General features: G+C 40.0%; 23 protein-coding genes. 4 read left to right on the top strand and 19 right to left on the bottom strand.

Annotated features, from left to right (window positions below; translation table 11 throughout):
- The first annotated feature begins 532 nt into the window (after window positions 1-532).
- A complete protein-coding gene (locus tag MKY08_RS08425; RefSeq protein ID WP_069511383.1) occupies window positions 533-1252 on the top strand; it encodes a hypothetical protein in 720 nt (239 codons plus the stop codon).
- A 236-nt stretch (window positions 1253-1488) separates the two neighbouring features.
- Here the strand turns inward: MKY08_RS08425 and MKY08_RS08420 are convergent, their stop codons facing one another.
- The 14 genes from MKY08_RS08420 to MKY08_RS08355 all read right to left on the bottom strand — a co-directional run bounded on the left by MKY08_RS08420 (window position 1489) and on the right by MKY08_RS08355 (window position 15381).
- Window positions 1489-1929 (bottom strand): GNAT family N-acetyltransferase, encoded by a 441-nt coding sequence (locus MKY08_RS08420; protein ID WP_069511384.1) that lies wholly within the window; start codon window positions 1927-1929, stop codon window positions 1489-1491.
- Between the two features lie 78 nt (window positions 1930-2007).
- Window positions 2008-2835, bottom strand: a complete 828-nt coding sequence (locus MKY08_RS08415) for an ABC transporter permease (RefSeq protein WP_069511385.1) — start codon at window positions 2833-2835, stop codon at window positions 2008-2010.
- A 12-nt stretch (window positions 2836-2847) separates the two neighbouring features.
- Window positions 2848-3789: an ABC transporter permease gene (locus MKY08_RS08410; protein ID WP_069511386.1), complete on the bottom strand. Its 942-nt coding sequence runs from the start codon at window positions 3787-3789 to the stop codon at window positions 2848-2850.
- A 16-nt stretch (window positions 3790-3805) separates the two neighbouring features.
- Entirely contained in the window at window positions 3806-5335 is a 1530-nt protein-coding gene (locus MKY08_RS08405) for an ABC transporter substrate-binding protein (RefSeq protein ID WP_069512117.1), read from the bottom strand.
- A 26-nt stretch (window positions 5336-5361) separates the two neighbouring features.
- Window positions 5362-6348: a P1 family peptidase gene (locus tag MKY08_RS08400; RefSeq protein ID WP_069511387.1), complete on the bottom strand. Its 987-nt coding sequence runs from the start codon at window positions 6346-6348 to the stop codon at window positions 5362-5364.
- 36 nt (window positions 6349-6384) lie between these two features.
- On the bottom strand, window positions 6385-7362 hold the full coding sequence (locus tag MKY08_RS08395) for a dipeptide ABC transporter ATP-binding protein (RefSeq protein WP_069511388.1): 978 nt from the start codon (window positions 7360-7362) through the stop codon (window positions 6385-6387).
- Window positions 7337-8365, bottom strand: coding sequence for an ABC transporter ATP-binding protein (locus tag MKY08_RS08390; protein WP_069511390.1), 1029 nt, complete (start codon window positions 8363-8365; stop codon window positions 7337-7339). Before MKY08_RS08390 ends, MKY08_RS08395 begins: the two co-directional genes overlap by 26 nt.
- Before the next feature lie 14 nt (window positions 8366-8379).
- On the bottom strand, window positions 8380-9834 hold the full coding sequence (locus MKY08_RS08385) for an aldehyde dehydrogenase family protein (RefSeq protein ID WP_069511392.1): 1455 nt from the start codon (window positions 9832-9834) through the stop codon (window positions 8380-8382).
- 10 nt (window positions 9835-9844) lie between these two features.
- Window positions 9845-10591 (bottom strand): glucose 1-dehydrogenase, encoded by a 747-nt coding sequence (locus MKY08_RS08380; protein WP_069511394.1) that lies wholly within the window; start codon window positions 10589-10591, stop codon window positions 9845-9847.
- A gap of 1 nt (window position 10592) precedes the next feature.
- Window positions 10593-11675 (bottom strand): tartrate dehydrogenase, encoded by a 1083-nt coding sequence (locus MKY08_RS08375; protein WP_069511395.1) that lies wholly within the window; start codon window positions 11673-11675, stop codon window positions 10593-10595.
- Window positions 11675-12904, bottom strand: a complete 1230-nt coding sequence (locus tag MKY08_RS08370; protein ID WP_069511396.1) for a M20 family metallopeptidase — start codon at window positions 12902-12904, stop codon at window positions 11675-11677. The genes MKY08_RS08375 and MKY08_RS08370 overlap by 1 nt, the downstream gene beginning before the upstream one ends.
- Window positions 12905-13250: 346 nt before the next feature.
- Window positions 13251-13895, bottom strand: a complete 645-nt coding sequence (locus MKY08_RS08365) for a DUF3885 domain-containing protein (RefSeq protein WP_256093162.1) — start codon at window positions 13893-13895, stop codon at window positions 13251-13253.
- A gap of 221 nt (window positions 13896-14116) precedes the next feature.
- Window positions 14117-14884 carry a hypothetical protein gene (locus MKY08_RS08360; protein WP_069511397.1) on the bottom strand — a complete coding sequence of 256 codons (768 nt, stop codon included), beginning with the start codon at window positions 14882-14884 and terminating at the stop codon, window positions 14117-14119.
- 80 nt (window positions 14885-14964) lie between these two features.
- The gene (locus MKY08_RS08355; RefSeq protein WP_069511398.1) at window positions 14965-15381 is read right to left on the bottom strand and encodes an Rrf2 family transcriptional regulator; all 417 of its coding nucleotides are present in this window, start codon (window positions 15379-15381) and stop codon (window positions 14965-14967) included.
- Between the two features lie 127 nt (window positions 15382-15508).
- Here MKY08_RS08355 and MKY08_RS08350 point away from each other — a divergent pair, with 127 nt between their 5' ends.
- Window positions 15509-16468, top strand: a complete 960-nt coding sequence (locus MKY08_RS08350; RefSeq protein ID WP_069511399.1) for an alpha/beta hydrolase — start codon at window positions 15509-15511, stop codon at window positions 16466-16468.
- A gap of 39 nt (window positions 16469-16507) precedes the next feature.
- A complete protein-coding gene (locus MKY08_RS08345) occupies window positions 16508-16687 on the top strand; it encodes a hypothetical protein (RefSeq protein WP_069511401.1) in 180 nt (59 codons plus the stop codon).
- On the opposite strand, the gene MKY08_RS08340 is transcribed toward MKY08_RS08345, so the two are convergent.
- From MKY08_RS08340 to MKY08_RS08325, 4 genes are all read right to left on the bottom strand, one after another.
- The gene (locus MKY08_RS08340; RefSeq protein WP_069511403.1) at window positions 16673-17797 is read right to left on the bottom strand and encodes a virulence factor; all 1125 of its coding nucleotides are present in this window, start codon (window positions 17795-17797) and stop codon (window positions 16673-16675) included. The two genes, MKY08_RS08345 and MKY08_RS08340, sit on opposite strands and share 15 nt — an antisense overlap.
- A gap of 12 nt (window positions 17798-17809) precedes the next feature.
- Complete coding sequence (locus MKY08_RS08335; protein WP_069511404.1) at window positions 17810-19696, bottom strand: ABC-F family ATP-binding cassette domain-containing protein; 1887 nt, start codon at window positions 19694-19696, stop codon at window positions 17810-17812.
- Window positions 19696-20316 carry an HD domain-containing protein gene (locus tag MKY08_RS08330; protein ID WP_024363477.1) on the bottom strand — a complete coding sequence of 207 codons (621 nt, stop codon included), beginning with the start codon at window positions 20314-20316 and terminating at the stop codon, window positions 19696-19698. The genes MKY08_RS08335 and MKY08_RS08330 overlap by 1 nt, the downstream gene beginning before the upstream one ends.
- Before the next feature lie 825 nt (window positions 20317-21141).
- Window positions 21142-22821 carry a formate--tetrahydrofolate ligase gene (locus tag MKY08_RS08325; protein WP_069511405.1) on the bottom strand — a complete coding sequence of 560 codons (1680 nt, stop codon included), beginning with the start codon at window positions 22819-22821 and terminating at the stop codon, window positions 21142-21144.
- A gap of 215 nt (window positions 22822-23036) precedes the next feature.
- On the opposite strand from MKY08_RS08325, the gene MKY08_RS08320 reads away from it, so the two are divergent.
- Complete coding sequence (locus tag MKY08_RS08320) at window positions 23037-23237, top strand: cold-shock protein (RefSeq protein WP_004269397.1); 201 nt, start codon at window positions 23037-23039, stop codon at window positions 23235-23237.
- A gap of 59 nt (window positions 23238-23296) precedes the next feature.
- Here MKY08_RS08320 and MKY08_RS08315 read toward each other — a convergent pair whose 3' ends face one another.
- Window positions 23297-24082 (bottom strand): VOC family protein, encoded by a 786-nt coding sequence (locus MKY08_RS08315; RefSeq protein WP_069511406.1) that lies wholly within the window; start codon window positions 24080-24082, stop codon window positions 23297-23299.
- Window positions 24083-24167 lie beyond the last annotated feature (85 nt).

The raw sequence follows: 24167 nt of genomic DNA, 5'->3' as shown, positions 1-24167 counted from the left end.
TACACTGACTAATTGGCTCCCACGAACCTGTTCAGGGTGATCTTGATATTATTACAGACCTAGATGCTAATTTTGATAACATGCAGGGAGATAATCCCATTGATTTTATTGGCTATGGTGAGTTAATTCTATCAAAAAAGGATTTTATATTTTTACTAGACAAAAAATATAAAATCAATTTAAAATTTAATTACCCTCACTATCGTCGCATTATTTTGCTTTACTGCATGTATTCTTGGAAAAATCACTGAATTTTACAATACTACGGGTTAAACACCTAGTACAAATTATTTGCTACTTAAAAGCAGTTTTATTAAAACAAGCAAAAATTGATGCAAAAAATATCAGGAAGTACCGTCTCATAAAGTGATTTTGTCTCTATTGCACCAGTCTAAGGTTATTGTCTAAAATGGATGCTTACTAGCTTTACTTAAGTGTCTTTGTTATTAGTTAAAACCAAAAAAAACAGAATATTCAAAACTTTTATACGCGACACTAGTGAGTTATTTTGAAATATAAGGAGAAGGATAAAATGGAAAAAAAATCGTCGATAAAAACTTACAAATTTTTCACGGCCCTTTTCGCTTTCGCTTGTATTCTCTTTATTTCAAATAGCAACGCTTCAGCAGCTAAGTTAAGTCAAGAAGAAAAAGAACAACTCCATCAACAATATATAGAAATTTTAAACGAAGTAAAGTATACCGTGCCATGGGGAGATGGTCTCGTAGACATTGAGGTTTCTCCAATAGATTCATTTGAAGAAGAAGATTGGGTTTCCGTAGAAGAATATAAACAACGAGTAATTGATAGGATACAAGCTAGCGTTGTTGTACTTCCTTTGAATGATTTCCAAGAAGATTGGATTCCAAAAGAAGTATATTATCACCAAGCAACTGCAGCGACACCAGCTAAAGCTGTTGCAGCTCTTTCAAATAGAGTAACACCATTCTCTACTACTTCTGCATCACGGAAGGTTAGAGTTATGCATCGTTCAACTCCTGTTGATATAGCAGTATCTGCAAATTTTACAACACAGCTAGCTGGTAATCGTCAAATATTTTCTAGCTATTCTAATTTACGCACCACTGCTTCAGAAGGTGATTTTTTCCCAAAGGGGGTAAACGCTCGTATTACTGGTCTAGGTAGTACTTATGCATTCACAATCGGTGGTAGGTTAGACTACGTTGGTGTTACAAGTCACCACACATTAAATATTAGCTTTATATGTTTGCCAACTGGTGTAGTTTTATAACATCATTTAAAAGCCTCTTACTTTATGAGACATCTAACGATCAAAAAAGAGTAGCAATTCTCTGCTACTCTTTTTCTTACCTTCTCCAACACTACACGTTTTAAAATAAGCTATTCAATAGTATTTACCGCGGGTATTCCTATGTTTTTCGCGGGTAAATGCTCTCATTTCGCGGGTAAACTCTCAACTTCCGCGGGTAAATGCATTCAATTCGCGGATATTTAATCTACTACATGTTAAGCTTTGTTAAATTGCTTTTTCATTAAAACATGTGGGATGCCTGCGTCCAAATATTCCTCTCCTGTGCGACGATAGCCAAACTTTTCATAAAAGCCCTCTGCATATACTTGTGCACTAAGTTTTGATTTCGTTAAGCCTTTCTCCTGCGCTAACGACTCAAGCTTTTCAATGATTATTTTTCCGAGCCCGCATTTACGAAATGGCTGTAAAATACAAATTCGCTCCAGTTTGCCATAGCCGTCTACTACACGTAATCGAGCTGTACCAACGGGTTGTTCATTGATATACACAAGAATATGTTCACAAGACGCAGCAAGTGTATCAAATTCATCATATTCTTCGGATGCTGGAATTTGTTGCTCCTCTATAAATACAGCTTTGCGAATAGCTAAAGCCGTTTGCAAATCGCTGTCTGTTGTAATAATGGTTGCGTTCATTAATATAGTCCTCCTCAGTTATGAGCATATAATTACTATAGTATAGAACGTTTTATATTACATTGCCAATCACTAAAACTATGATTTTGAGCGGGGGTCCATATAATCCCTCAATGCATTGCTCAACATATACAACCCTAGCACTAATAAAGTAATCGCTCCGCCTGGCGCAAATGTATACCACGATGCTTTTACTAAATACGCTTGCGAATCTTTTAACATACGTCCCCAACTAGGATTTGGTGGTTGAACGCCAAGCCCTAAATAACTCAGTGCTGCTTCCGCAAGCATGGCCGTCGCAAAAGTAACCGTTGCTGCTACAATAATTTGGGATGATATATTAGGTAAAATATGACGAAACATAATGTTATAAGGTTTGACACCAATTAATTTAGCAGCGAGTACGTATTCGGCATCTCGATGTTGGACAAAACCACTGCGTGCAATTCGAGCAATGGCAGGTATGGCAATCACACCGAGGGCAATTGCGGTATTGACTACGCCAGGCCCGAAAACAGCTACTAGCATTAACGCTAATATTATGCCTGGAAAAGCCATTAGCGCATCCATTAAGCGCATAAATAGTTCATCGACCCAGCCACCTAGAAAACCTGCTAGTCCACCGATTAAAATACCAAATGATGTACCAATAATGACCGTTAATAAACCTACCGCAAAGGCTGTTTGTGTCCCCTTCATCATCCGACTAAAAATATCACGTCCAAATTCATCTGTACCAAATAGATACTTACTACTTGGGCTGTGTAATTTTTCGGGAATATTCATCGTATTCACATCATACGGCGTATAAAAGAAGCTAATAACCATAACAAGTAAAAACCCGACGATGACGAGTAGACCAATGAGTAAATTTATATTTTTCATATATCGTTTCACAATGTCCATTGCATCCACCTCTCATCGTAATCGGATTCTTGGATCTAAAACAGAATATAAAATATCGACGATAAAATTAATAACAACAACGGCTACCGTAATATACATCACGATGCCTTGCACTAGTGGGAAATCGCGATTACTAATCGCTGTAATCAATAGCTGTCCAACACCTGGCAATGAAAATACTTGCTCTACAATAATCGTACCTGCCACAACTTCTGCCATTATCAAACCAAAAACGGTCAAAATCGGAATCATGGCATTTTTTAACACATGCTTATACATCACATTCCGTTCCGACATCCCCTTACTGCGAATTGTCCGTACATAATCAAGTTGCATTTGTTCTAAAATGGCCGTACGCACGTAACGGAAGTTGACAGCAATTTGAGGTATAGCGATAGTTAACGCCGGCAGAATAAGCGTACTTAACGCCCCGGCAACACTTTGTGACCACGGAATATAGCCACTAATTTTTAAAAAACTAAACTGCATGCCCACATATAAAATTAGCATCATCCCGAGCCAAAATGAAGGCACCGCCATCCCAATTTGTGTCAATGTCGATAAGGATACATCGCTCAGCTTATTTTGGCGTCTCGCAGCAAACATGCCAAGTGGCAAGGAAACCATTAATACAATGGTTAATGTCAGGACAGCTAACGACATCGTAACAGGCAGTCTATCCAATAATAAGTCTTTTACAGGCATGGAGAAACGAATGGAATGGCCTAATTCGCCAGTCAATAATCCCTTTATCCAATCAGTGTATTGTTCATAAAGGGGGCGGTCCAAACCAAGCTCAGACCGCAAGTTTTCAATTTGTGTAGGATCTGCTTCTGTTCCTAACATTGTTCGAACAGGATCCCCAGGCAAAATTTGAAAAACACCAAATGTAATCATCGACACTAGAAGAATCGTTGTCATTAACAGGATGAATCGACGTATCATATACATCATTTGCAATCATCTCTTTCTAGTTTGAGAATTTTACCTCGGACATATCATGGAACCAGAATGGATAGCTCTTTAGCCCTGTTATTTGCTTGTCAGAACCCCATACGATTTGGTAATCCGCTACATAAACCGACACTGCCTGCTCCGCTAAAATTTCTTGTGCACGTTGGTAATAAGCAATTTGCTTTGCTGTGTCTGTTTCCTTTAAAACGTCAGCCATGATGTTGTCGTATTCCTCATTCTTAAATAAGAAGAAGTTTTCACTCTCATTGGTAGAAATATAGTCATTTAGAATTTCATAGGCAGAGGCACGACCTGTTAAATCAATCGTCGTCATTGTATAGTCGCGACCAAAGTACACACGATCAAGCCAAATCCCCCATTCCACCACTTCAATCTCTACATCTACACCAATTTCTTTAAGGTTAGCGGCAACAATTTGCGCTATATTGGAATAAATATCGTTATGAGAAGATACAGTAATTTTGGTTTTAAAGCCGTCTGGGTAACCTGCTTCAGCTAATAATGCCTTGGCCTTTGCCACATCAAGTTTGTACTTATCTTCTAACCCTTTCTTTTGATAGTCTCCCATTGCTGGACTCATGTTCGAGCCAAGTGGTACAGCATAACCAGCAAATACGGAATCAATAATATCCGCTTTACTGATGGCATAGTTCATGGCCTGACGCACTTTGATATTATCAAACGGTGCTTTCGTTTCATTAAATGTGACAATTAAAGAAGAGTTATTGTTTTGATGCGATAAATGATGGCTATTTTCCACCTCATTTACGCGTTGCCAAGGGACACTTGTTAAATCTACTTCATTTGCCATTAAGCTCATAATGGCTGCTTGATCATCGGATTGGAACGCAAAAGTTACTTTATCTAAGTAAGGCAAGCCTTCTTTCCAATAGCTTTCATTCTTTTTCAACACTAAATTTGAGCCTGGGGCATATTTTACATATGCAAAAGGACCAGTCCCAATTGGGTTTTCATTGTGCTTGCCATCATTACTTTTCGGTATAATGGCTGCTTGGCGAGCAGTCAGGGAATAGAGGAAATTAGAATTCGGTTCTTTTAACTTAATGACAAAAGTCGTCGTATCTGGGGCTTCGGTAGATGCTACATTATCAAAGTTATTCGACATTTTTTCGCCACCATTTTTGCCCATTAAGCGATCAAACGAATATTGAATATCTTCTATTGTTAAATCCTCGCCATTATGAAATTTCACACCTGAACGAATTTTAAACGTATAAGTTAAACCATCCTGTGAAATTTCATAGCTTTCGGCAAGTCCCTCTTTTAAGGAACCATCTGTTTCGGGTGCTATCAATCCTTCGAAAATATTAAGAATCATCTGATAGGAAATCGATGCTGTTGCTTTATGAGGATCTAAAAAATCCGGGTCGTCATTAATGCGGACTACAATTTCTTGCGGTGTATCTGTTGTTACTTGCGCATTTGTAGGTACTTTATTTGTATCTTTTTTGTCATTATCATTTGAACATGCGCTAATCATCACCCCTAAAAGCAGTAACAACATTAGGAAAACCCAATTTCTACTCTGCTTCAAAGTATTTCTCCCCCTTTATTCTGTTGTTGTATACTTGTATAACTTGCTACATCCTCTAATTGAGTAGCACCTTTAACACCAGCAATAATCGCTTCCTCCACGACCTTTGTTGCTAAATGTCCAATATAGTCCACTGGGTAGGTTTGCTGTCCTGTGCCTAAAACAAAAATCGTATCGCCATCTAGCATTGTATGGACAGGATAAATCGTACGTGCTAAGGCATTTTGTGCTAGTTGGGCGATTTTTTTCGCCTCTGCCTTTGTTAACTTTGCATTCATCGCAACAACGCCAATGGTCGTATTGGTACCCGCGAGTGCCTGCGATTGACCATGCTCTTCTAAATGGGAACAACTATCCAGCCATTGCCCTGTTGCTCGGTTACGCGCCCCAGCAATCGTTGTTCGAGTAGTAGGGTCCTTTACATCGCCTACTGCATTGACCGCTACCATAGCCCCTACGATAAGCCCATCCTTCCCTACAAGCGAACTACTGCCTAAACCCCCTTTCATACAAAATTGTGGACCTGCTAATTTGCCAACTGTTGCACCATAGCCTGCGCCTATATTGCCATTTACAAAAGCACCAATCTTGGCATTTCTCGCTGCTTCATACCCCATCTGAGCTGATGGTCTTATATGTGCGTCACCAATAAATAAATCAAATAATACCGCACTAGGTACAATTGGTATTTTGGTAACACCTGCATCTACCCCTACACCTTGTTCTTCTAAGTAATGCATGACACCTGTTGCGGCATCCAAACCAAATGCACTGCCGCCCGCTAAACAAATGCCATGCACTTGTTGAATTTCATTAATAGGATCCAATGCATCTGTTTCACGTGTGCCTGGTGCAGAGCCTCGCACGTCGACACCACAAACAGCACCGTCTTCCACTAAAATAACGGAGCATCCCGTGATGCCTCCTCTATCTTCCGCATGTCCTACTTTCACGCCTGGTACATCGGTAATATTGCCAAACATTAACCCACCCCCTTTTTTAAAAATTGAATATTCTGATTATTTTTCATATAAAAAGCACGCTACTTGCTGATGCTCATTTTTTTGTTGCAATGGAGGCCGTGCTAGCCGACATTGCTCCATGACAAACGGACAGCGCGTATGAAACACGCAACCAATCGGTGGATTCATCGGGCTTGGTAGTTCCCCCTGTAATGGGACTAATTGCTTCGGTTCATCAAAATTCACAACAGGAATCGCAGAAAGTAATGCTTGTGTATATGGATGAAGTGGATGTGCATACAATTCTTTTTTGGTGCCTACTTCCACAATCCTTCCTAAATACAGCACTGCAACACGATCGCTAATATGTTTGACAACACTTAAATCATGGGAAATAAATAAATACGTTAATTGAAATTCATCCTGTAAATCCATCATCAAGTTTAATACTTGTGATTGTATGGACACATCTAAAGCAGAAACTGGCTCATCTGCTATGATAAACTCCGGATTGATGGCAAGTGCTCGGGCAATGCCTATTCGTTGTCTTTGCCCACCTGAAAATTCATGGGGAAATTTGTGCATAGCATCTTCCGGTAAACCAACCTTTTGTAATAGTTCTCTGACCCGTTTTTTACGCTGCTCTTTCGTTAAAGGCAGTTGTAAAGCCATTGGTTCGTCAATAATGGCGCCTATACGCATGCGTGGATTTAACGATGCAAAGGGATCTTGAAAAATCATTTGCATTTGGTTGCGATATTTTTGCAATTCGCTCCCCTTCAAATGATGAATGGCTTGGCCTTTATACAAAATTTCTCCAGCTGTCGGTTCAACAAGCTTTAATATCGCGCGCCCAAATGTTGACTTTCCAGACCCTGATTCCCCAACGATACCAAGTGTCTCCCCTCGGAAGATGTCAATTGAAATATCATCAACAGCCTTAACGACTTTTTTTGCTTCTTTCATAGACTTACGTTTCACAGGAAAATAAGCTTTTAAATGATGAATTTCAAGTAATACTTCTTTGTCCGTCATTTACCAATGCCCCTTCCTCCGTGTATAAATGACACCTTACAAGATGTTGATGCTGCAACAACGTAACTTCTGGTAAAACATGACGGCAATGCTCCATCACAAATGGACAACGTGGTGCAAAACGACAGCCTTCTGGTAATGCATAGGCAGGTGGTACAGTGCCTGGGATAGATGGTAACCTTTTTATATCAGTTTCTAAGGTAGGCATCGTTTTTAATAAGGCAATTGTATAGGGATGTTTCGGTTCGAGAAATAACGCACGAACAGGCGCTTGCTCCACAATTTGCCCAGCATACATCACCATGACGCGATCTGCGGTTTCAGCAACAACACTCATATCATGTGTAATAAACAAAATGGCTGATTGCTGTTCTTTTTTCAGCTTCATCATTAACGTTAAAATTTGTGCTTGCACCGTAACATCCAATGCCGTTGTCGGCTCATCTGCAATCAATAGTTGAGGATTATTGGACATTGCAATAGCAATCATCACACGTTGTCGCATGCCACCCGATAACTGATGCGGGTATTCAGTGAGAACCTTTTCTGCATTGGCGATACCCACTTCTTTTAATAGTTGTAGTGACTTTTCTTTCGCTTGTTTTGCAGATATTTTTTGATGCCTACGAATCGCTTCCATCATTTGATTGCCAATGGTAAAAACGGGGTCAAGTGATGTCATCGGTTCTTGAAAAATCATGCTCACTTCATTGCCTCGAATCTTACTCATTTCTTTATTATTCATAGCGAGTAGATTTTTATCGTTTAATGTAATGGAACCGGCGGATATTTCTCCAGGAGGCATCGGAAGCAAGCGCATGATTGACAGCGATGTCATACTCTTGCCACTGCCTGATTCTCCTACAAGGGCTACCGTCTCACCTTTATAAATAACAAAGCTTACATCATCGACTACTTTTGCCTTTTTCCCATTTTTTAAATGAAATTGGACGTGTAATTGCTTTACTTCCAATAACACTTGCTTGTCTTGTGCTTGTTCCACTTGCTCCCCCCTGTTCACGTACGCTCAGGTGTTGCATAGCGTATCGCAATATTTTTCATTTGGGTATAATTTCTTAGTGCCACAAAGCCTTTTTCACGACCAATTCCGCTCTTTTTATAACCACCAAACGGCATTTGAATCCCACCTGCTGCGCCATAATTATTGACAAATACTTGTCCTGCCTTCACTCGGCTAGCGACATAATGAGCCGTGTCTAAATCTTTAGACCAAACACCAGCTACTAATCCATAATCCGTACCATTGGCTAAGGTAATTGCTTCCTCCACTGTTGAAAATGTCAATATAGTTAACACCGGTCCGAAAATTTCCTCCTGCGCCAGTTCAGCGTCGGCATCTACGCCATCGAGAATCGTTGGTTGGATATAGTAACCTTTTTCATAGCCTTTAATTGTTAGCGTGTCACCACCTGTGATCACATAACCATCCTCTTTTGCTTGTTGCAACAGTGAGGAAATCTTTACATATTGCCGTTCATTTAATAATGGGCCCATATCGACATCCGCTTCCCCCGGGCCAATCTTTAAAGTTTGAAACCTGTCAACTAACCGCTTGATAAACAACGCTTTTGCATCTTCTTCAATTAGTAAGCGCGCACCAGCAGAGCATGTTTGCCCCGCATTTTGAATAATGGCACGGACTACGCCTTCTAATGCCTGTTCCATTGGTGCATCCGCAAACACAATATTCGGGGACTTTCCACCGAGTTCTAATGTGACAGGTACGATGTTTTGGGCTGCGGCTTTCATCACTTCTATACCCGTAGCAACAGAACCAGTAAATGTAATATGATTAATATCAGGATGCCTCGTTAACAGCGGGCCTACCTCACGACCTAATCCCGTAATATGTTGGAAAATCCCTTTTGGGAATTTTCGGGCAAACCATTGTGTCATAGCATGCGTTGTCAATGGGGTATCTTCCGCACTTTTGACAATGACTGCATTTCCTGTTGCAATTGCTGCGGCAACGCTTCTTGCCGTAATTTGTAAAGGATAATTCCACGGTACAATATGGACGGTAATCCCTACAGGCTCTAGCACGACAGCATTTAATATACCGTCTTCGATAGGGATCGTGTCTCCCATCAGTTTATCGGCAGCCCCACCGTAAAACTCAAAGTAACGTGCTGCTGCTTCAACATCGGCACGTGCTTGTGTTAAGGGCTTTCCAACATCCCGACATTCTAGCAAACTCCATTCTTCAGCATGCATGCGAATATACTGTGCTAGTTCGAGTAATAATTGACCACGCTCAAAAGCTTTCACTTGGCGCCACTCTTCACTTTCAAAAGCAATACGCGCTGCTTGTACCGCCTCGTTTACCTGTGCCTTACTAGCATTTGTTAGTTGCGCAAGTACTTCACCAGTAGAAGGATTGACCACATCTATAAACGCCTGACCGTCTCCTTGTACCCACTTTCCATTTATTAGCATCGGTATAATTTGCATCGTACTCCTCCTATAAGCCACGGCCTCCGTCTACATGTAACGTTGTCCCTGTTACCATACATGCTACATCTGATAGTAGGTAACTTACGGCACCTGCAATATCAGATGGAGCGACTAAACGTCCAAGTGGCACTGATTGTATAAAAACATTGTGCTTTGCATGTTCAGCATCTGCATTATGTGCAGTAAACTGTGCTAGCATTTGCGTGTCTGCTGGTCCTGGATGAATAGTATTGACCCGAATTTGATGGGAGGCAAGCTCAATTGCCAGCCCACGTGAAAAGCTTTCCGCCGCTCCTTTAGAAGCAATATACGCCTGCAAACCGGGACGAGGACGCACCGCAGAAATCGATGCAATGGTCACAATCGACCCTTTTTTGCGCTTCTTCATATACGGCACAATGGCCTTTGTTGTAATAAACAGACTTTTCACATTTACGTCCATTAGTCGATTCCAATCATCCATTGTTACTTGCTCAATCGGCGTCGCAGCCTGTGCAATGCCTAATGCATTGACCAAGCCATCAATTCGTCCATACTTGACGTAAACTTCATGGACAATGGCTTGTATGCTATCTTCTTGCAAAACATTGACTTCATATGTTTGCAAAGATTGTTGCGCTAGATGTGCGAGTGAAGTAACCGATAAATCAAGACCTATCACAATATGTCCTCGGTCAAGTTGGTCTTCTATGATCGCCTTCCCCATTCCTCCCCCAGCACCTGTTACAATGATCACTTGCTGTGTAACTGCCATCTTACACACCCCTTGCTGTTTGTTTAATGTTTTCAAGCGCCTGACAAATAGCATCCCCCATCTGTGTAGTTGTTGCCTGTCCGCCAATATCTGCTGTTTGCACGGCTCCCTCGATTAACACTGCTTCAATTGCCGCAACGATTCGCTTTTCTAAATCAGGTCTTCCAATATGCCCAAGCAATAAAGCAAGTGACCAAATTTGCGCAATCGGATTGGCAATCCCTTTCCCTGCAATATTGGGTGCAGAACCGTGCACTGGTTCAAACATTGATGGAAACGCTTTTTCAGGATTTAAATTTGCCGAAGGAGATAACCCTAGCCCCCCAACAAGTGCCGACCCTAAATCCGATAATATATCGCCGAATAAATTCGATGCCACTACTACTTCAAAATCTTGCGGCCGCTCTACAAAATAAGCGACTAATGCATCGATATAGAGAGATTCCAACGTTAAAGTTGGCGAAGCTTGTGCCACAACATCTTTCGTAATCTCATCCCAAAATTTCATAGCATAGATAATGGCGTTTGATTTCGTTGCACTGGTAATTTTCGACTTGCCATTTTGATTAGCATAATCACACGCGGCTTGTACAATTTTTTCAACACCGAGCCGTGTCATTATCGTATTTTGAATCGCCATTTCCTGTGGCTGGTTGTGATAAATATGTCCACCACTATTCGAATATTCCCCTTCTGTATTTTCACGGAAAATAACCATATCGATATCTTTGCTATTCGCCAATGGTGAAGCAATGCCCTGTAGTGATTTGACTGGTCTAAAATTGACATATTGCTGGAATTGTTTACGAATCGGCATAATAAATTCCCATATCGTAACATCATCTGGTACACGCGCATCACCAATCGCACCGAATAATATCGCATCATAGTTTCTTAATGTAGTGAGCGCATCTTTTGGCATCATACAACCATGCTGCACATAATAATCCGAGCTCCACGGAAAAATGTTCGTTTCAATGTCTAAAGATGGTTCATCTTGCCGCAGTTGTGCAAGCACTTTTAATGCTTCTGCCATCACTTCCTTACCAATACCGTCTCCAGGAATAACTGCGATTTTGACCATTATGCATCACCTGCTAAAAACTTTAATGCTGCTAAACGATAAATAGCCGTCGTTTCTGCAAGCTCTTCAATATCGACATATTCATCAATTTGATGCGGTAGTTCACGGTCACCCGCCCCAATAGTGACGATTGGTATACCATATACATGGAGGAAGGTTCCATCCGTAGCACCTGGCACTCCGTTATAAATCGGCTCTTTTTGCGTCACCTCTGCTACCGCTTCGTAAATAGCCTGGACAACTGGCTGTTCTTTTGCAGTAGCGGTTGCTGGGCGATTATCCAGCACCGTAAGCTCCACTTTAAAGTCTGGATCATCTGCTTGGAGTCGTTGAATAATGGCATCGATTTTGCCTAATAATTCATCATGATCCTGGGCTGGAACGGTGCGAATATCTAGCGTCGTCATACAATGATCAGGGATTACATTAATTTGCGCATCCCCTTTTACTGGTGCACGTAAAATCGTTGGTGTAATGGATGGCCAGTTAAGCATTGGATCACGACCTAAACGCGCTTGCTCTTCTTTTTCTAACTTTTCAAGCTCCACAATCAAGCGTGCCATCCGCCAATTCGGATTAATGCCACTCCAAGAAATCGCGCCATGTGCCATTTTGCCGAAAATATCGACCTGTAAGCGAATAGCACCGCGTTGTGCAATGCAAACATTATTTTCTTGTGGCTCACAAATAATGGCACCATCTACGCCATCCGCCCAGCCCTTGCGAATAAAATGTTTTATGCCTAACATAAGCCCTTCTTCATCACATGGGATACATAAAATAATTTTGCCCGTAAATTCCTCCCCATCTAGTAGCAATGACTGACAAGCTGTTATCATACAAGCGAGATTACCTTTTGTATCATTCGTCCCGCGTCCATACATTCGTCCATCAATAATTTCCGCACCGAAAGGATCGTATGTCCATGCTTCACGATTGCCTTCGGTTACAACATCTGTATGTCCTTCAAAAAGTAGCGTTTTCCCTGGCTTCCCCGAATCAATAATGCCAATAACATTTGGTCTACCAGGCACAACTTCTTCCACAAACGTTTTAATACCGCTAGCCCGCAAGTATTGCGCCACGTAATTGGCTACTTCCTGTTCATTGCCATGCGGGTCATTTTCGCGGTAGACACTTTCAATCCGCACGAGCTTTTGTGTTAAGGCAATAACCGTTTCCCGATCTCGTTGATACGTTGCCGTTGTCTTGATAGTTGGTTCAAGCATATATGAAGCCTCCTTTATATTAGAAAATATTTACAATTTATATTTTCATATTGTATATTTACTAATATATTGGACAAAATGATAATCATTCATAGAATCACACGAACTTTTTTTACCGCTATTTTCCAATAGAAAACACTCGCCCAAAACGCCATAAAAGTTACGTTTTGAGCGAGTGCTTATGTATTTTAATCTTCAGCTTTTACGCATACTTAATTAAATCCATCGTGTGCTTTTGATACTAGTGCGCAATATCTTCGGTAATTAAGGTGGATGCTATTAGCTCCAATAGTCGATTTCTTTCCTTACAGAAGGCACATTTATTTTTCATAAAGGCAGACATTAACTATGTTCTGTTAAAAACCTTATCAATTTCCGCTCTGTCATAGTCTAAAATCCAGTCATTATGCTTCTTGTAAATATGTTTTATTGTAGCGGGAGAAGTTGCCAACAAATCACAACCTCTATCATCGTAGACATGAAAAATGGTTTTCATATTAATATTTATGAAGTAAACATCATAGTAAATCTGCGGTTTCAACCCCAAGTCTTGATTGCAAATGGCTTTTAACAGTGGAATATAGTTAAAATCAAACGTTTTACATTGTAAAGTAAATCGATGCGTTATTAATTTCCCATCTTCATCATCTTCAGGGAATATATACGGTAACGCTTCATGCTTTAATTTCAACAATAAAGATTTGTTCACATAACGTGGAAAATTTTTTAATTTACGTTTTAAGTTTCTATTATTTTTAACATCATGAATATCCATCACTACAAAAATCTCTTCATTTGGACTATGCAGTGCTTCAAATAAAGTAATCGCTCTTTTATAACACCCTAACACATAAGGGTTATTTGGATAATCATATTCTCTTTTCCAATTAACCCCAAGTTCAAAACGAATCCCTATATCCCAACTATAAAATAAAGGTGGTCGAAGTTGTAAATCGGCGTAATTTTCGTGCATAAAGTCATTTAACTGCATTTTATCACCTCACATTATTATCTCTTCAATATTTCGAATATCGGGGAAACACAAACTACTATGTTTCAAATAACTATAAATGTTAGTATATTAGCTCCTTCCCAAATAAACCGTGGTTTCTAATAACTTACACTCGCCCAAAACGCTTTAAAAGCAACGTTTCAGGCGCGTGTTTGTGTTCATATATTATATTAATAACAGCTTCGAACACCTCTATTTACTTAACTTCCAGCTAATAAATAGTATTCATACTTATTAAAGTCCATTTTATGCTTGATTTTCTTTTGGAAAAACTTCGCATTGTCCTCTGTAATTTTGTAAGAGCCTGTAACTGGATGAATAGAAGATAGTTGAAAAATAGTTTGCAACTCCTCTAAAGTAATATCAGTCAATAATTCACTATCTTCGATTATTGCCTCTCCTGGAAAACTCCATGACACTTCTCGTATAACATTGTTTTCAGAAAGATAATAGGGAGACATCATTTGCTCTACAAAAAGACATTGCTCGCTCGCAAATTGAAGTGCTTCCTGCTGTATGCTGTTAGCTCCAATAAACATATAGTAGTCATGACCGAACTGGACAAAGAAATCCTCGGTAATCAATTGGCAATGAATAAACTCTCGCAACACCATTTTACAGACGATAGGAATTTGAGCAATGGTTACTAGCATATCTTCTGCCAACGGAATCGTATCAAACGCAGCATCATATAAAGGAGAACTTTTATCCACGTCAGACAGACCATATGTCTCAAGATGGATTAGTCGGACATTCTCAATTTGATAAACCTCAAGAAATTTCATTACCGTATCTACATACGCATTCTCGACCTGTAAATAGTCGTCTAACGTTAATATTTCTCCATGAAAAGATTTCCCGATTTCTGAAGCACTTGTCCACTCATCTCTCAAATAATGTCCTTCTGCATTTCGATAAGCAGGATTGTATTTAGTAATCCGCCATTGATAGTCGATTTCTTTATGCACAAATATATACACCTCCTTTTTTTGAATATTAAATATATTTTATCAAAAACTAATTTTCAATTCTTCAAAGAACCTACCACCTATTGACTTCTATTCTCCAAAATATCTTGAATTGTATAGTCGGCCAGTACCGATTGAAACGTTTTTTCGGCTTTTGCAATAACCATGGAGATAAAACGTTCTGAACCGGTAGATGGCACCGACCAATAGGGTGTTTCATTGTCATTTCCTAACACTTTATAAATATCTTGCATCGTAATTTGCGCTGGTGTTTTATTGAGACAATAGCCCCCATAGCGACCACTATGCGCCTGTACATAATCCTGTTCTGCGAGTTTTGCGAGCATTTTTCTAATGAATGTAGCATCTTCCCCTAGTGTCTCTGCAATCACATTACTTTTTAGTAGTTCCTTCGATTCCGCCATTAGGACAATTGCTCGCAATGCGACATGGAACCATTTTGGCCCAAGATCACCCGATTGGATAAGTAACTGCATTGTCATTCCCCCAATTTTCAAAATACTCTATTTTTTCATTTGACTTCTCTTACTCATTGTACTATATTTTAATTGTGATATTTTAATCACAATTAAAATAGCGTTTCACTATAAGGAGGGCATACAAGTGGAAAACCGAGTACACCCTGAATTAAGAACGTTCTTTTCAGCTATGGAAGATTTGCATTTAACAAGAGAGAATATTGCACAGTCGCGTGGTGCGATGAATGAAATGCTTAGCGGTGACGAAGTAAAAATGGAGAATGTTATGATATCAGAGCGCTTTATTGCTAGTCCTAACGGGGCCCCAGACGTTCGTATTCGCATTTATGAACCAGTTGAAAAATATGGCGCTGTACCTGCTATTTTATATATTCATGGTGGGGGATTTATCATTGGCTCAATCGAGATGTTTGATGCAAGTTGTCAGATGCTTGTTGCTCAATTAGATTGTGTTGTCGTTTCAGTTGGCTATCGCTTAGCACCTGAACATCCTTACCCTGCTGGTGTAGAAGATTGCTATACAGCCCTTGAATGGCTAGCGGCAAATGCTTCTGAACTAGGGATTGATTTAACACGGCTTGCTGTCCATGGTGCAAGTGCTGGAGGTGGATTAACTGCCGCGGTTTCCTTGTTGGCACGGGATCGAAAAGGGCCGAAAATTGCTTTTCAAATGCCACTTTATCCGATGATTGATAATCGTTGTATTTTACCGTCAAATGATGAAATTACTGATGCTAGAGTATGGAATGGCCCGCAAAATCAGCGTGCATGGGAAATGTATTTAGGGCCTCATTACGCTACTGAAGCGCCTATTTATGCAGCTCCTCTGCATGCAGACGATTATGCTAATCTTCCTCCTACGTATACATTTATCGGCAATTTGGATCCATTCCGTGATGAAACCATTGAATATGTTGCGAGGCTTACAAAAGCGGGCGTACCGACCGAATTTCATCTATATCCTGGATGCTTTCATGGCTTTGAACACATGGTCCCACAAGTAGAAATTAGTCAACGAGCAATTGCAAATTATATGTATGCCTTTAAGAAAGCATTTGAAAAAGCGGCTTCACCTACTACTTAAATTACTTTTCCATGCCTGATAGCGATACTGGAGAATTTAGTGGCGATTTCTATAGTTTTAATGGTGATTTCGGATGCTTTAGTGGCGATTCCCATTGTTTTAATGGCGATTTTGGATATCTTAGTGGCGATTCTCTTGATTCTAGCAGCGAAAAATACAACAAGAGCATCGAAATTAGATGCTCTTGTAATGACTTTTATGCAATTATTGTTGACGTGATTCGGTCATTTGCTTCCACACTGAGCCTTTTGCTTCTTCCCCTTGCTCAATACGGGCGATCGCCATTTTCACTTGGAGTTTCACTTCAAATTCTTTGTCATCTTCGACTGCCTTTAACGCTTGTAAAGATTGCTCTGTTCCTACTTCATATAGGTACATTGCTGCGCGCCAGCGGACAAGTTTATTTTTATCTTGTAATGCTTGTTGCATTGCCTCTTCAAACTCCACAAATCCTAAGTCACTCATACAGTCTCCTGCTGTACGGCGCACCGCAGCACTTTTATCACGCAATGCTTTTTCCAAGTATGGTACTACTGCTACATCTTCAATCATGCCTAAGTAGACCGTTGCCAAACGACGGATGGACATTTGCTCATCTTGCAACGCTAAATCTAAAAGTGGTAAATCATCAAGCTCGGGATCTGCCATTTGATCAAGTAATTGGAAACGTTTTTCCCATTCAGGCTGTTGGAACTGTTCCACCGTTATTTTTAGCTTAGCCGGTTTTTGATTGGTCTTTTCTGTATCATTCGCCGTTGCAACAATATCAGCTAAACGTTGTGCAGAATAGGTCACATCGATTTCCTGTTTGACCGCTTCCGCAATTTCCTCAAGTTCACCATATCGAACGCCATAGTCAATCCATTTACGTTGGAAGATGTAGTTTTCATCGACATCTGTAGCAATAATGTTATTAAATGCATCGACAAAACGATCACCACAGCTCACACGATATTCTCGCTGATTGTCAAATACTTTTACTTGTAACGGCACTTGCTTATAGAATTGGACATGGACATAAACTTCACCGTAAAATTCATTGGCAATTTGGATGTCGCTAGCTTCCGCTACATCTTCCCCCAATACTTGTCGAATGCTCGATAAAATACTTTCCCAGCCGTACTTTGCATTACGTTCGACTGCAAAGAAGTCCGCTACATGATAGACGCCTTTAACCCCTTCTATGGCTAAAATAGCTGCCGCTTCTCCTGTCGCTTCGCCTTTGTTGTCCTTTGTAAAGTTAAAGCTTTTGCCAAACGGTAACTCCGTATCGACGATAATCTTCATTGAATTAGGACTTGGTGTCGGTTCAATTGTAAGTATTTTCATGTAATACACTCCTTATCCGTTTACGATTTCATCTAAGTACGACCATCTTTCAATGAGATGCTCATAATGTGCATTTAGCTCATCTAATTTCGCCGTTAACTCCTGCAATTTAGTAAAATCAGCGCCAGCGTTTGCAATCCCTGCCTCGGTTTCCATAATCGTTGTCTCTGTTTTTTCGATCTCATCTGCAATGGTTTCCCATTCTTTTTGTTCTTTAAACGACAGTTTTTTCTTGTCAGATTTTGGTTTATCAACCTTTTGTTTCTCCACTTTTGGTGCTTCTACCTTGACAGCTGTTTCCTGCTCACGCTTTTGTAAATAATCGCTATAAATATCAAGCGACTCATCGACATGTCCTTGCCCGTCTAATATCCATAGCTTTTTAGCTATACGATCAAGGAAGAAGCGATCGTGGGAAATGGTGATGACAACGCCTGGGAAATGTTCGATAAAGTCTTCTAATACTCCTAGAGTTTCAATATCTAAATCATTGGTCGGCTCATCCAATAAGAGAACATTTGGTTGTTCCATTAAAAGTCTTAATAAGTGCAGGCGCTTCCGTTCTCCACCGGATAATTTACCGATTGGTGTACCGTGTGCATGTAGTGGGAATAAAAAACGCTCCAACATTTGGGCAGCGGAATAGCGTACACCTTCTGCATCGGTAATGTCATTTGACGCTTCACGAATATATTCAATCATGCGCTCATTTTCATTCATTTTCGGTAACGTTTGTTTAAAATGGGCAAGTTTGACGGTAGAACCGACATGTATTTCTCCCTTATCTGGTGAGAGTTCGCCAGCTAGCATATTAAGTAAAGTGGATTTACCAACGCCATTGGCACCGATAATACCAATACGATCGCCTTGTTGCAGTAAAAACGTAAAATGCTCAACGATTTTTTGTGCACCAAAAGCCTTTGATATATTTTCAGCCTCTAATACTTTGCGTCCAAGGCGTGTTGTCGCTAAGCCCAATTCCAGTGACACATCATCTGACTTGCGTTCTAAGTTGTCTTCCAATTGTTCGAAACGCTGAATACGAGCTTTTTGCTTTGTGGAGCGCGCCTTTGCACCGCGACGAATCCATTTTAGCTCCGAACGATAACGATTGCGATCTTTTTGGGCTGAAGCAGCAGCCATTTCCTCACGAATCGCACGAGCCTCTAAAAAATCCCCGTAATTGCCTGTATGACGATATAGCGTTTGGTCGGCAATTTCATATATATGGGTTGATAATTCATCTAAGAAATAACGATCATGGGTAATGAAAATAACAGCACCTTTTAAGCGCAATACCATTTCCTGCAACCATTCTGTGGACTGTACATCTAAATGGTTGGTCGGCTCGTCCAATAAATAAAGATCTGCCGGCTCAATTAACACTTTTGCTAAAGCGACACGTTTTTGTTGACCACCTGAAAGGGTTAACACTTCTTTATCAAACATTTCAATGCCAAGCTTTGTCAGCGCGGTTTTCGCAAGGGCATTGACATCCCAAGCTTGCTCCTCGTCCATGCGTTGCTGTAAGCTAAACAATGTTTTTTGTAAGCTTTCTGACGTTGGGTTCATCGCAAGCGCTGCCACAGTTTCTTCATATTGTCGGTTCAGTTGTAAAACGGGCGAATCGCCTGCAAACACGGCTTGTAGTACCGTTTCACCACTATTAAATGTTGGTTCTTGGGGTAAATAAGCTATACGATATTTATTCGGACGATCAATGGCAATTGCATCCGCTTCGATTTGACCAGCTAAAATGGACAGCAACGTAGATTTCCCTGTACCATTAATGCCGATGAGACCCGTACGTTCCCCTTCATAAATTGTAAATTCGATATTTTGAAAGAGCGTTTTATCGCCCACTGTCTTCGTTAAATTTTGTACGATTAAATGACTCATTATGCTTTTCCATCTCTTTCGTTCTGTAATTGCTGTAAAAAGCTGACCATAAATTGATGGCGTTCATTTGCCATTTGTTTGCCTTTATCAGTCGTCATTAAATCTTTCAATAATAAAAGCTTCTCATAAAAATGGGTTACAGAAGATGTATTTTTACTTCGATAATCTTCCTCGGTCATTGTTGTACGTGCTTCTTCTGTATCATCGTATAGTTTACGACCTTTGGCACCGCCATAAGCAAATGTCCGTGCAATACCGATTGCGCCAATTGCATCCAAACGATCAGCATCACGTACAATTTTCGCTTCCAGTGAAGTGGCTTTCAGTTCATTGCCCCCATTAAACGACACTTGTGCAATGCAATCACGAATATGTTGTTTTTTTGCATCACTAATCGGCAATTCATTAATAAGCTGTTCTTCTTGTTCTTTACTATCTGTATACTTTTTATCACTCACATCATGCAAAAGCACCGCCATTTTCACAACCTCTGCATCTGCATCTGGTTCTGTATGTAAAATCGCTACCGCATTTTCATAAACGCGCTCAATATGTTGAAAATCATGACTCGCATCAAATTGCTCATAGATACCACGTACCTTGTTTTTTAAATCATTCATATCCATTCTCAGTCCTTCCTCTTTGCCTATTATACTGTATTGCTATCGGAAGTTGGTAACGATGTAGCCTTTTCTAGAGAAAAACAAATAAAAAATACATATCAATTGATTAATTATTCAGACTATTGTAAAATAAACATACAGAACAACCTCTATTGTTCTGTACACTCACATTTTGCGTAGCGTACAAAAAACTATGTGTTTTACTAGCTTAAATAACTTCAGCGGGCTTACAATTGAATACTGTTTTACAGAATGATGAAATGCGTATAGTGTAACCGATCATCTTCAATAAAAGTGAACATTTTCCCTTAATTTCAAGTTTGTTAACCCGCATAGTACATGTACAATACAAAAATTTGTGAACAACCAGTTAGTTTTGTTTGCACAACCACGAAGGCTTTTACCAAATGTAGCAAGGTATGATGGATTCTTCATTAAACGATGTTACCTTCTACTATTCGGTACTTGAGTAGATTGGAACGTAACTCCTCCCTTTAATGATTCATGTATCATCCACTATGTAATCATTTTGCGAAAAGCCGCATCATTGGAGTTGTGCTAACAAATATCGATAATTCATTTAGGCAACATTTTTCCGAAGTTCATTTTAGTCAAAAAAGAAGTAATACGTTACGAAGGAAGTAGGAAAGAAATTGATTACATGTAATACCCTCCCGCTGAAGGAACAATAAAAGCTGCCCATCTTGTTAAGATGTTGGCAGCTTTTATATTGTGAATGCTTTTACCCGCGAATTGAGGTAATTTATCCGCGTTTTTTTAAACTTTACCCGCGAAACAACTACTTTTACCCGCGATATTTAATTAAAACAACCCGACCGCATGTCCTTCACTATCAACATCCATACGTAATGCAGCTGGCTGTTTCGGTAAACCAGGCATTGTCATAATATCGCCTGTTAGACACACTAAAAATCCTGCACCAAGCTTTGGAATGACTTCACGAATTGTTACTGTAAAGCCTTCTGGACGTCCAAGCAAGCTCGGTTGGTCAGATAACGAATATTGTGTTTTTGCCATACATATCGGCAACGTATCCCAGCCGAATTTTTCGATTTGCGCCATTTGTTTTTTCGCTTGGTCTGTAAATTGGACATCTTTCCCGCCGTAAACTTTCTGAACAATAGTACGTACTTTTTCTTCAATTGATTCGGTTACATCATATAAAGGAGAGAAATTATTTTCTTCATCTAACACAGATAATACTTGTTCTGCTAAGGCTAATCCACCTTTGCCGCCTTCTTCCCAGACATTTGTACGGGCAATGCGCACATGATTATCTTGACACCAGTTTAGCACGGCTTCTAGTTCTGCTTCTGTGTCTGTAATAAAACGATTTAACGCGATAATTGGTTCAACACCAAATGTACGAATCGTCTCCACATGTTTCGCTAAATTTTCGATGCCTTGTAACAGGGCAGGCACGTTTTCTCCAACAAGTGCTGTTTTCGCTACTCCGCCATGCATTTTTAATGCACGAATTGTTGCTACAATTACTACCGCACTTGGTTTAAAACCTGCTTTACGTGCTTTAATGTTCATAAACTTCTCGGCACCTAAATCGGAACCGAAGCCCGCTTCTGTTACAACGATATCAGCCAACTTACGCGCTGTTTGTGTTGCCATAATGGAGTTACAACCATGTGCGATATTAGCAAATGGACCGCCATGAATAATAGCAGGTGTCCCTTCTAATGTTTGAACTAAGTTTGGTTTAAAGGCATCCTTTAATAGCAGTGTTAGTGCGCCTTCTACTTGTAAATCACGCACAAAAACCGGCTCACGATTATACGTATAACCGATGACGATACTTGCTAAACGCTCACGCAAATCATCGATGCTAGTTGCTAAACAAAATACCGCCATAATTTCAGAAGCAACTGTAATATCAAAACCGTCCTCACGTGGCATCCCTTGAACTGGCCCACCAAGACCGATCACCACTTTTCGAAGCGCACGGTCATTCATGTCCATCACACGTTTCCAAATGATACGACGAGGATCAATGTTTAAGGCATTCCCTTGATGGATATGATTATCAATAAATGCTGACAGCGCATTGTTCGCTGTTGTGATGGCGTGTAAGTCACCAGTAAAATGTAGGTTAATATCCTCCATCGGTACAACTTGTGCATAGCCACCACCCGTTGCGCCCCCTTTGACACCCATTACTGGGCCTAGGGAAGGCTCACGCAATGCAACAACAACATTTTTCTTTAATTGATGAAGGGCATCTGCTAACCCAACCGTAACTGTTGATTTTCCTTCACCAGCTGGCGTTGGACTAATGGCGGTCACTAATACCACCTTTGCATCCTCACCATGAGCTGTTATTTTTAAAGGATCGATTTTAGCTTTGTAGCGACCGTATTGTTCTAATGCATCCTCTGGAATGCCGGCCGCTTTGGCGATGTCTATAATTGGCTTCATTACCGCTTGGCTAGCAATTTCTAAATCTGATAAAGGTTGATTTTTCGTTGTCATATGGAACCCTACTTTCTCTATATATGATTCAACTCCATTATAGACGTTATTGTGAAAGAATACACAGTTAGTTATGCAATATTTCGACAATCAATTGACATCTCTTATGAATTCATGTATGTTCTAAGAGAAAATGCAATTTTTCATATTTTTTCAATTATGTCACGATTTAATTGATAGTATTTTACATTCAAGCGCATTGGAGGCGAATGCTTATGCAACAAGGAATCGTAAAGTGGTTCAATAACGAAAAAGGTTATGGCTTTATTGAATGTGATGATGGAGAAGATGTATTTGTACATTTTACGGGCATACAAGAGGAAGGCTTCCGTACACTTGAAGAAGGACAAAAGGTTTCATTTGATGTAGTGGAAGGCAATCGCGGCCCGCAAGCATCCAATGTTGTGAAATTATAAGGTACAAGGAGCTGTTCAACAACTGAACAGCTCCTTATTTATAAACAGTTCTAACATCTCTAAGGGTTAAGCCAATAAAATGCCGAAGGAAACATTAATGTTTCTTTTGTTCGGTCAGTATCTTTCAATGTCACTCCGAATGGTCCTTCATTTTTATGTCCAAGCATCATTTTTGTAGCAGCAGCTTCTTCATAGAAATCTAAACGAATATTTGGTAAATGTAAGGAAATAAACTCGGAATGTGTAACTGGCTCCGGTAATTGTAAAACTTCATGCCATAACTTTGCTGTTGCCTGTGCATCTTGCACATAAAATTGCACGGATTCCATTGTAATCCTTTGTGATGTTTTTACCGCCCCGCTTTCTACTAACTGCGCATAGCGCTCCTCATCTCCATCTGCCCACTCAATAAAAAATGGAAAATCAATTGCCTGCCCTGCTTTCCCAAAATGCAATAGTTTCCAATGCACAACTGATTCATCAGGTCTCGTTCGACTACAAGCATCTGGTCCATAAACATCGAAACCAAGAGCACTTAATCGTTGTGCCTCTTGCTCTATATTTGTTGTACGTAAGGCGATTCTTGACAAACCAAAGCGCTCATTGTTCTGTTTGAACGTATAATGCAGGGAATACGGTAATTTAGCCGCTTCCTCAAATAGTGCATGATCGTATACTGCTATTTGCTCAATATAGCATAATCCAAAATAGCTTAACGTATTATATGTCCCCCACATTGTGTGTTGACCACCATTCACGGTATGAATATGACGTTTATTTAAAAAGACTTTCATATTTTCTGGTGACTGAACTTGATGCACTAAATGATCAAAATACAAAGTCATACTTCTACCCCCTTTTGTCCTTTCATTATATACTTTACCAGTTAGTTTTGTAGGTTTAAATTAAAATCAAGAATATTCAAATAGT

The sequence above is a fragment of the Lysinibacillus sp. FSL M8-0337 genome (assembly GCF_038593855.1).
Lineage (GTDB): Bacteria > Bacillota > Bacilli > Bacillales_A > Planococcaceae > Lysinibacillus > Lysinibacillus sphaericus_D.
Note: the sequence above shows the minus strand (reverse complement) of the source record. Positions and strands in the feature narration are given on the sequence as shown.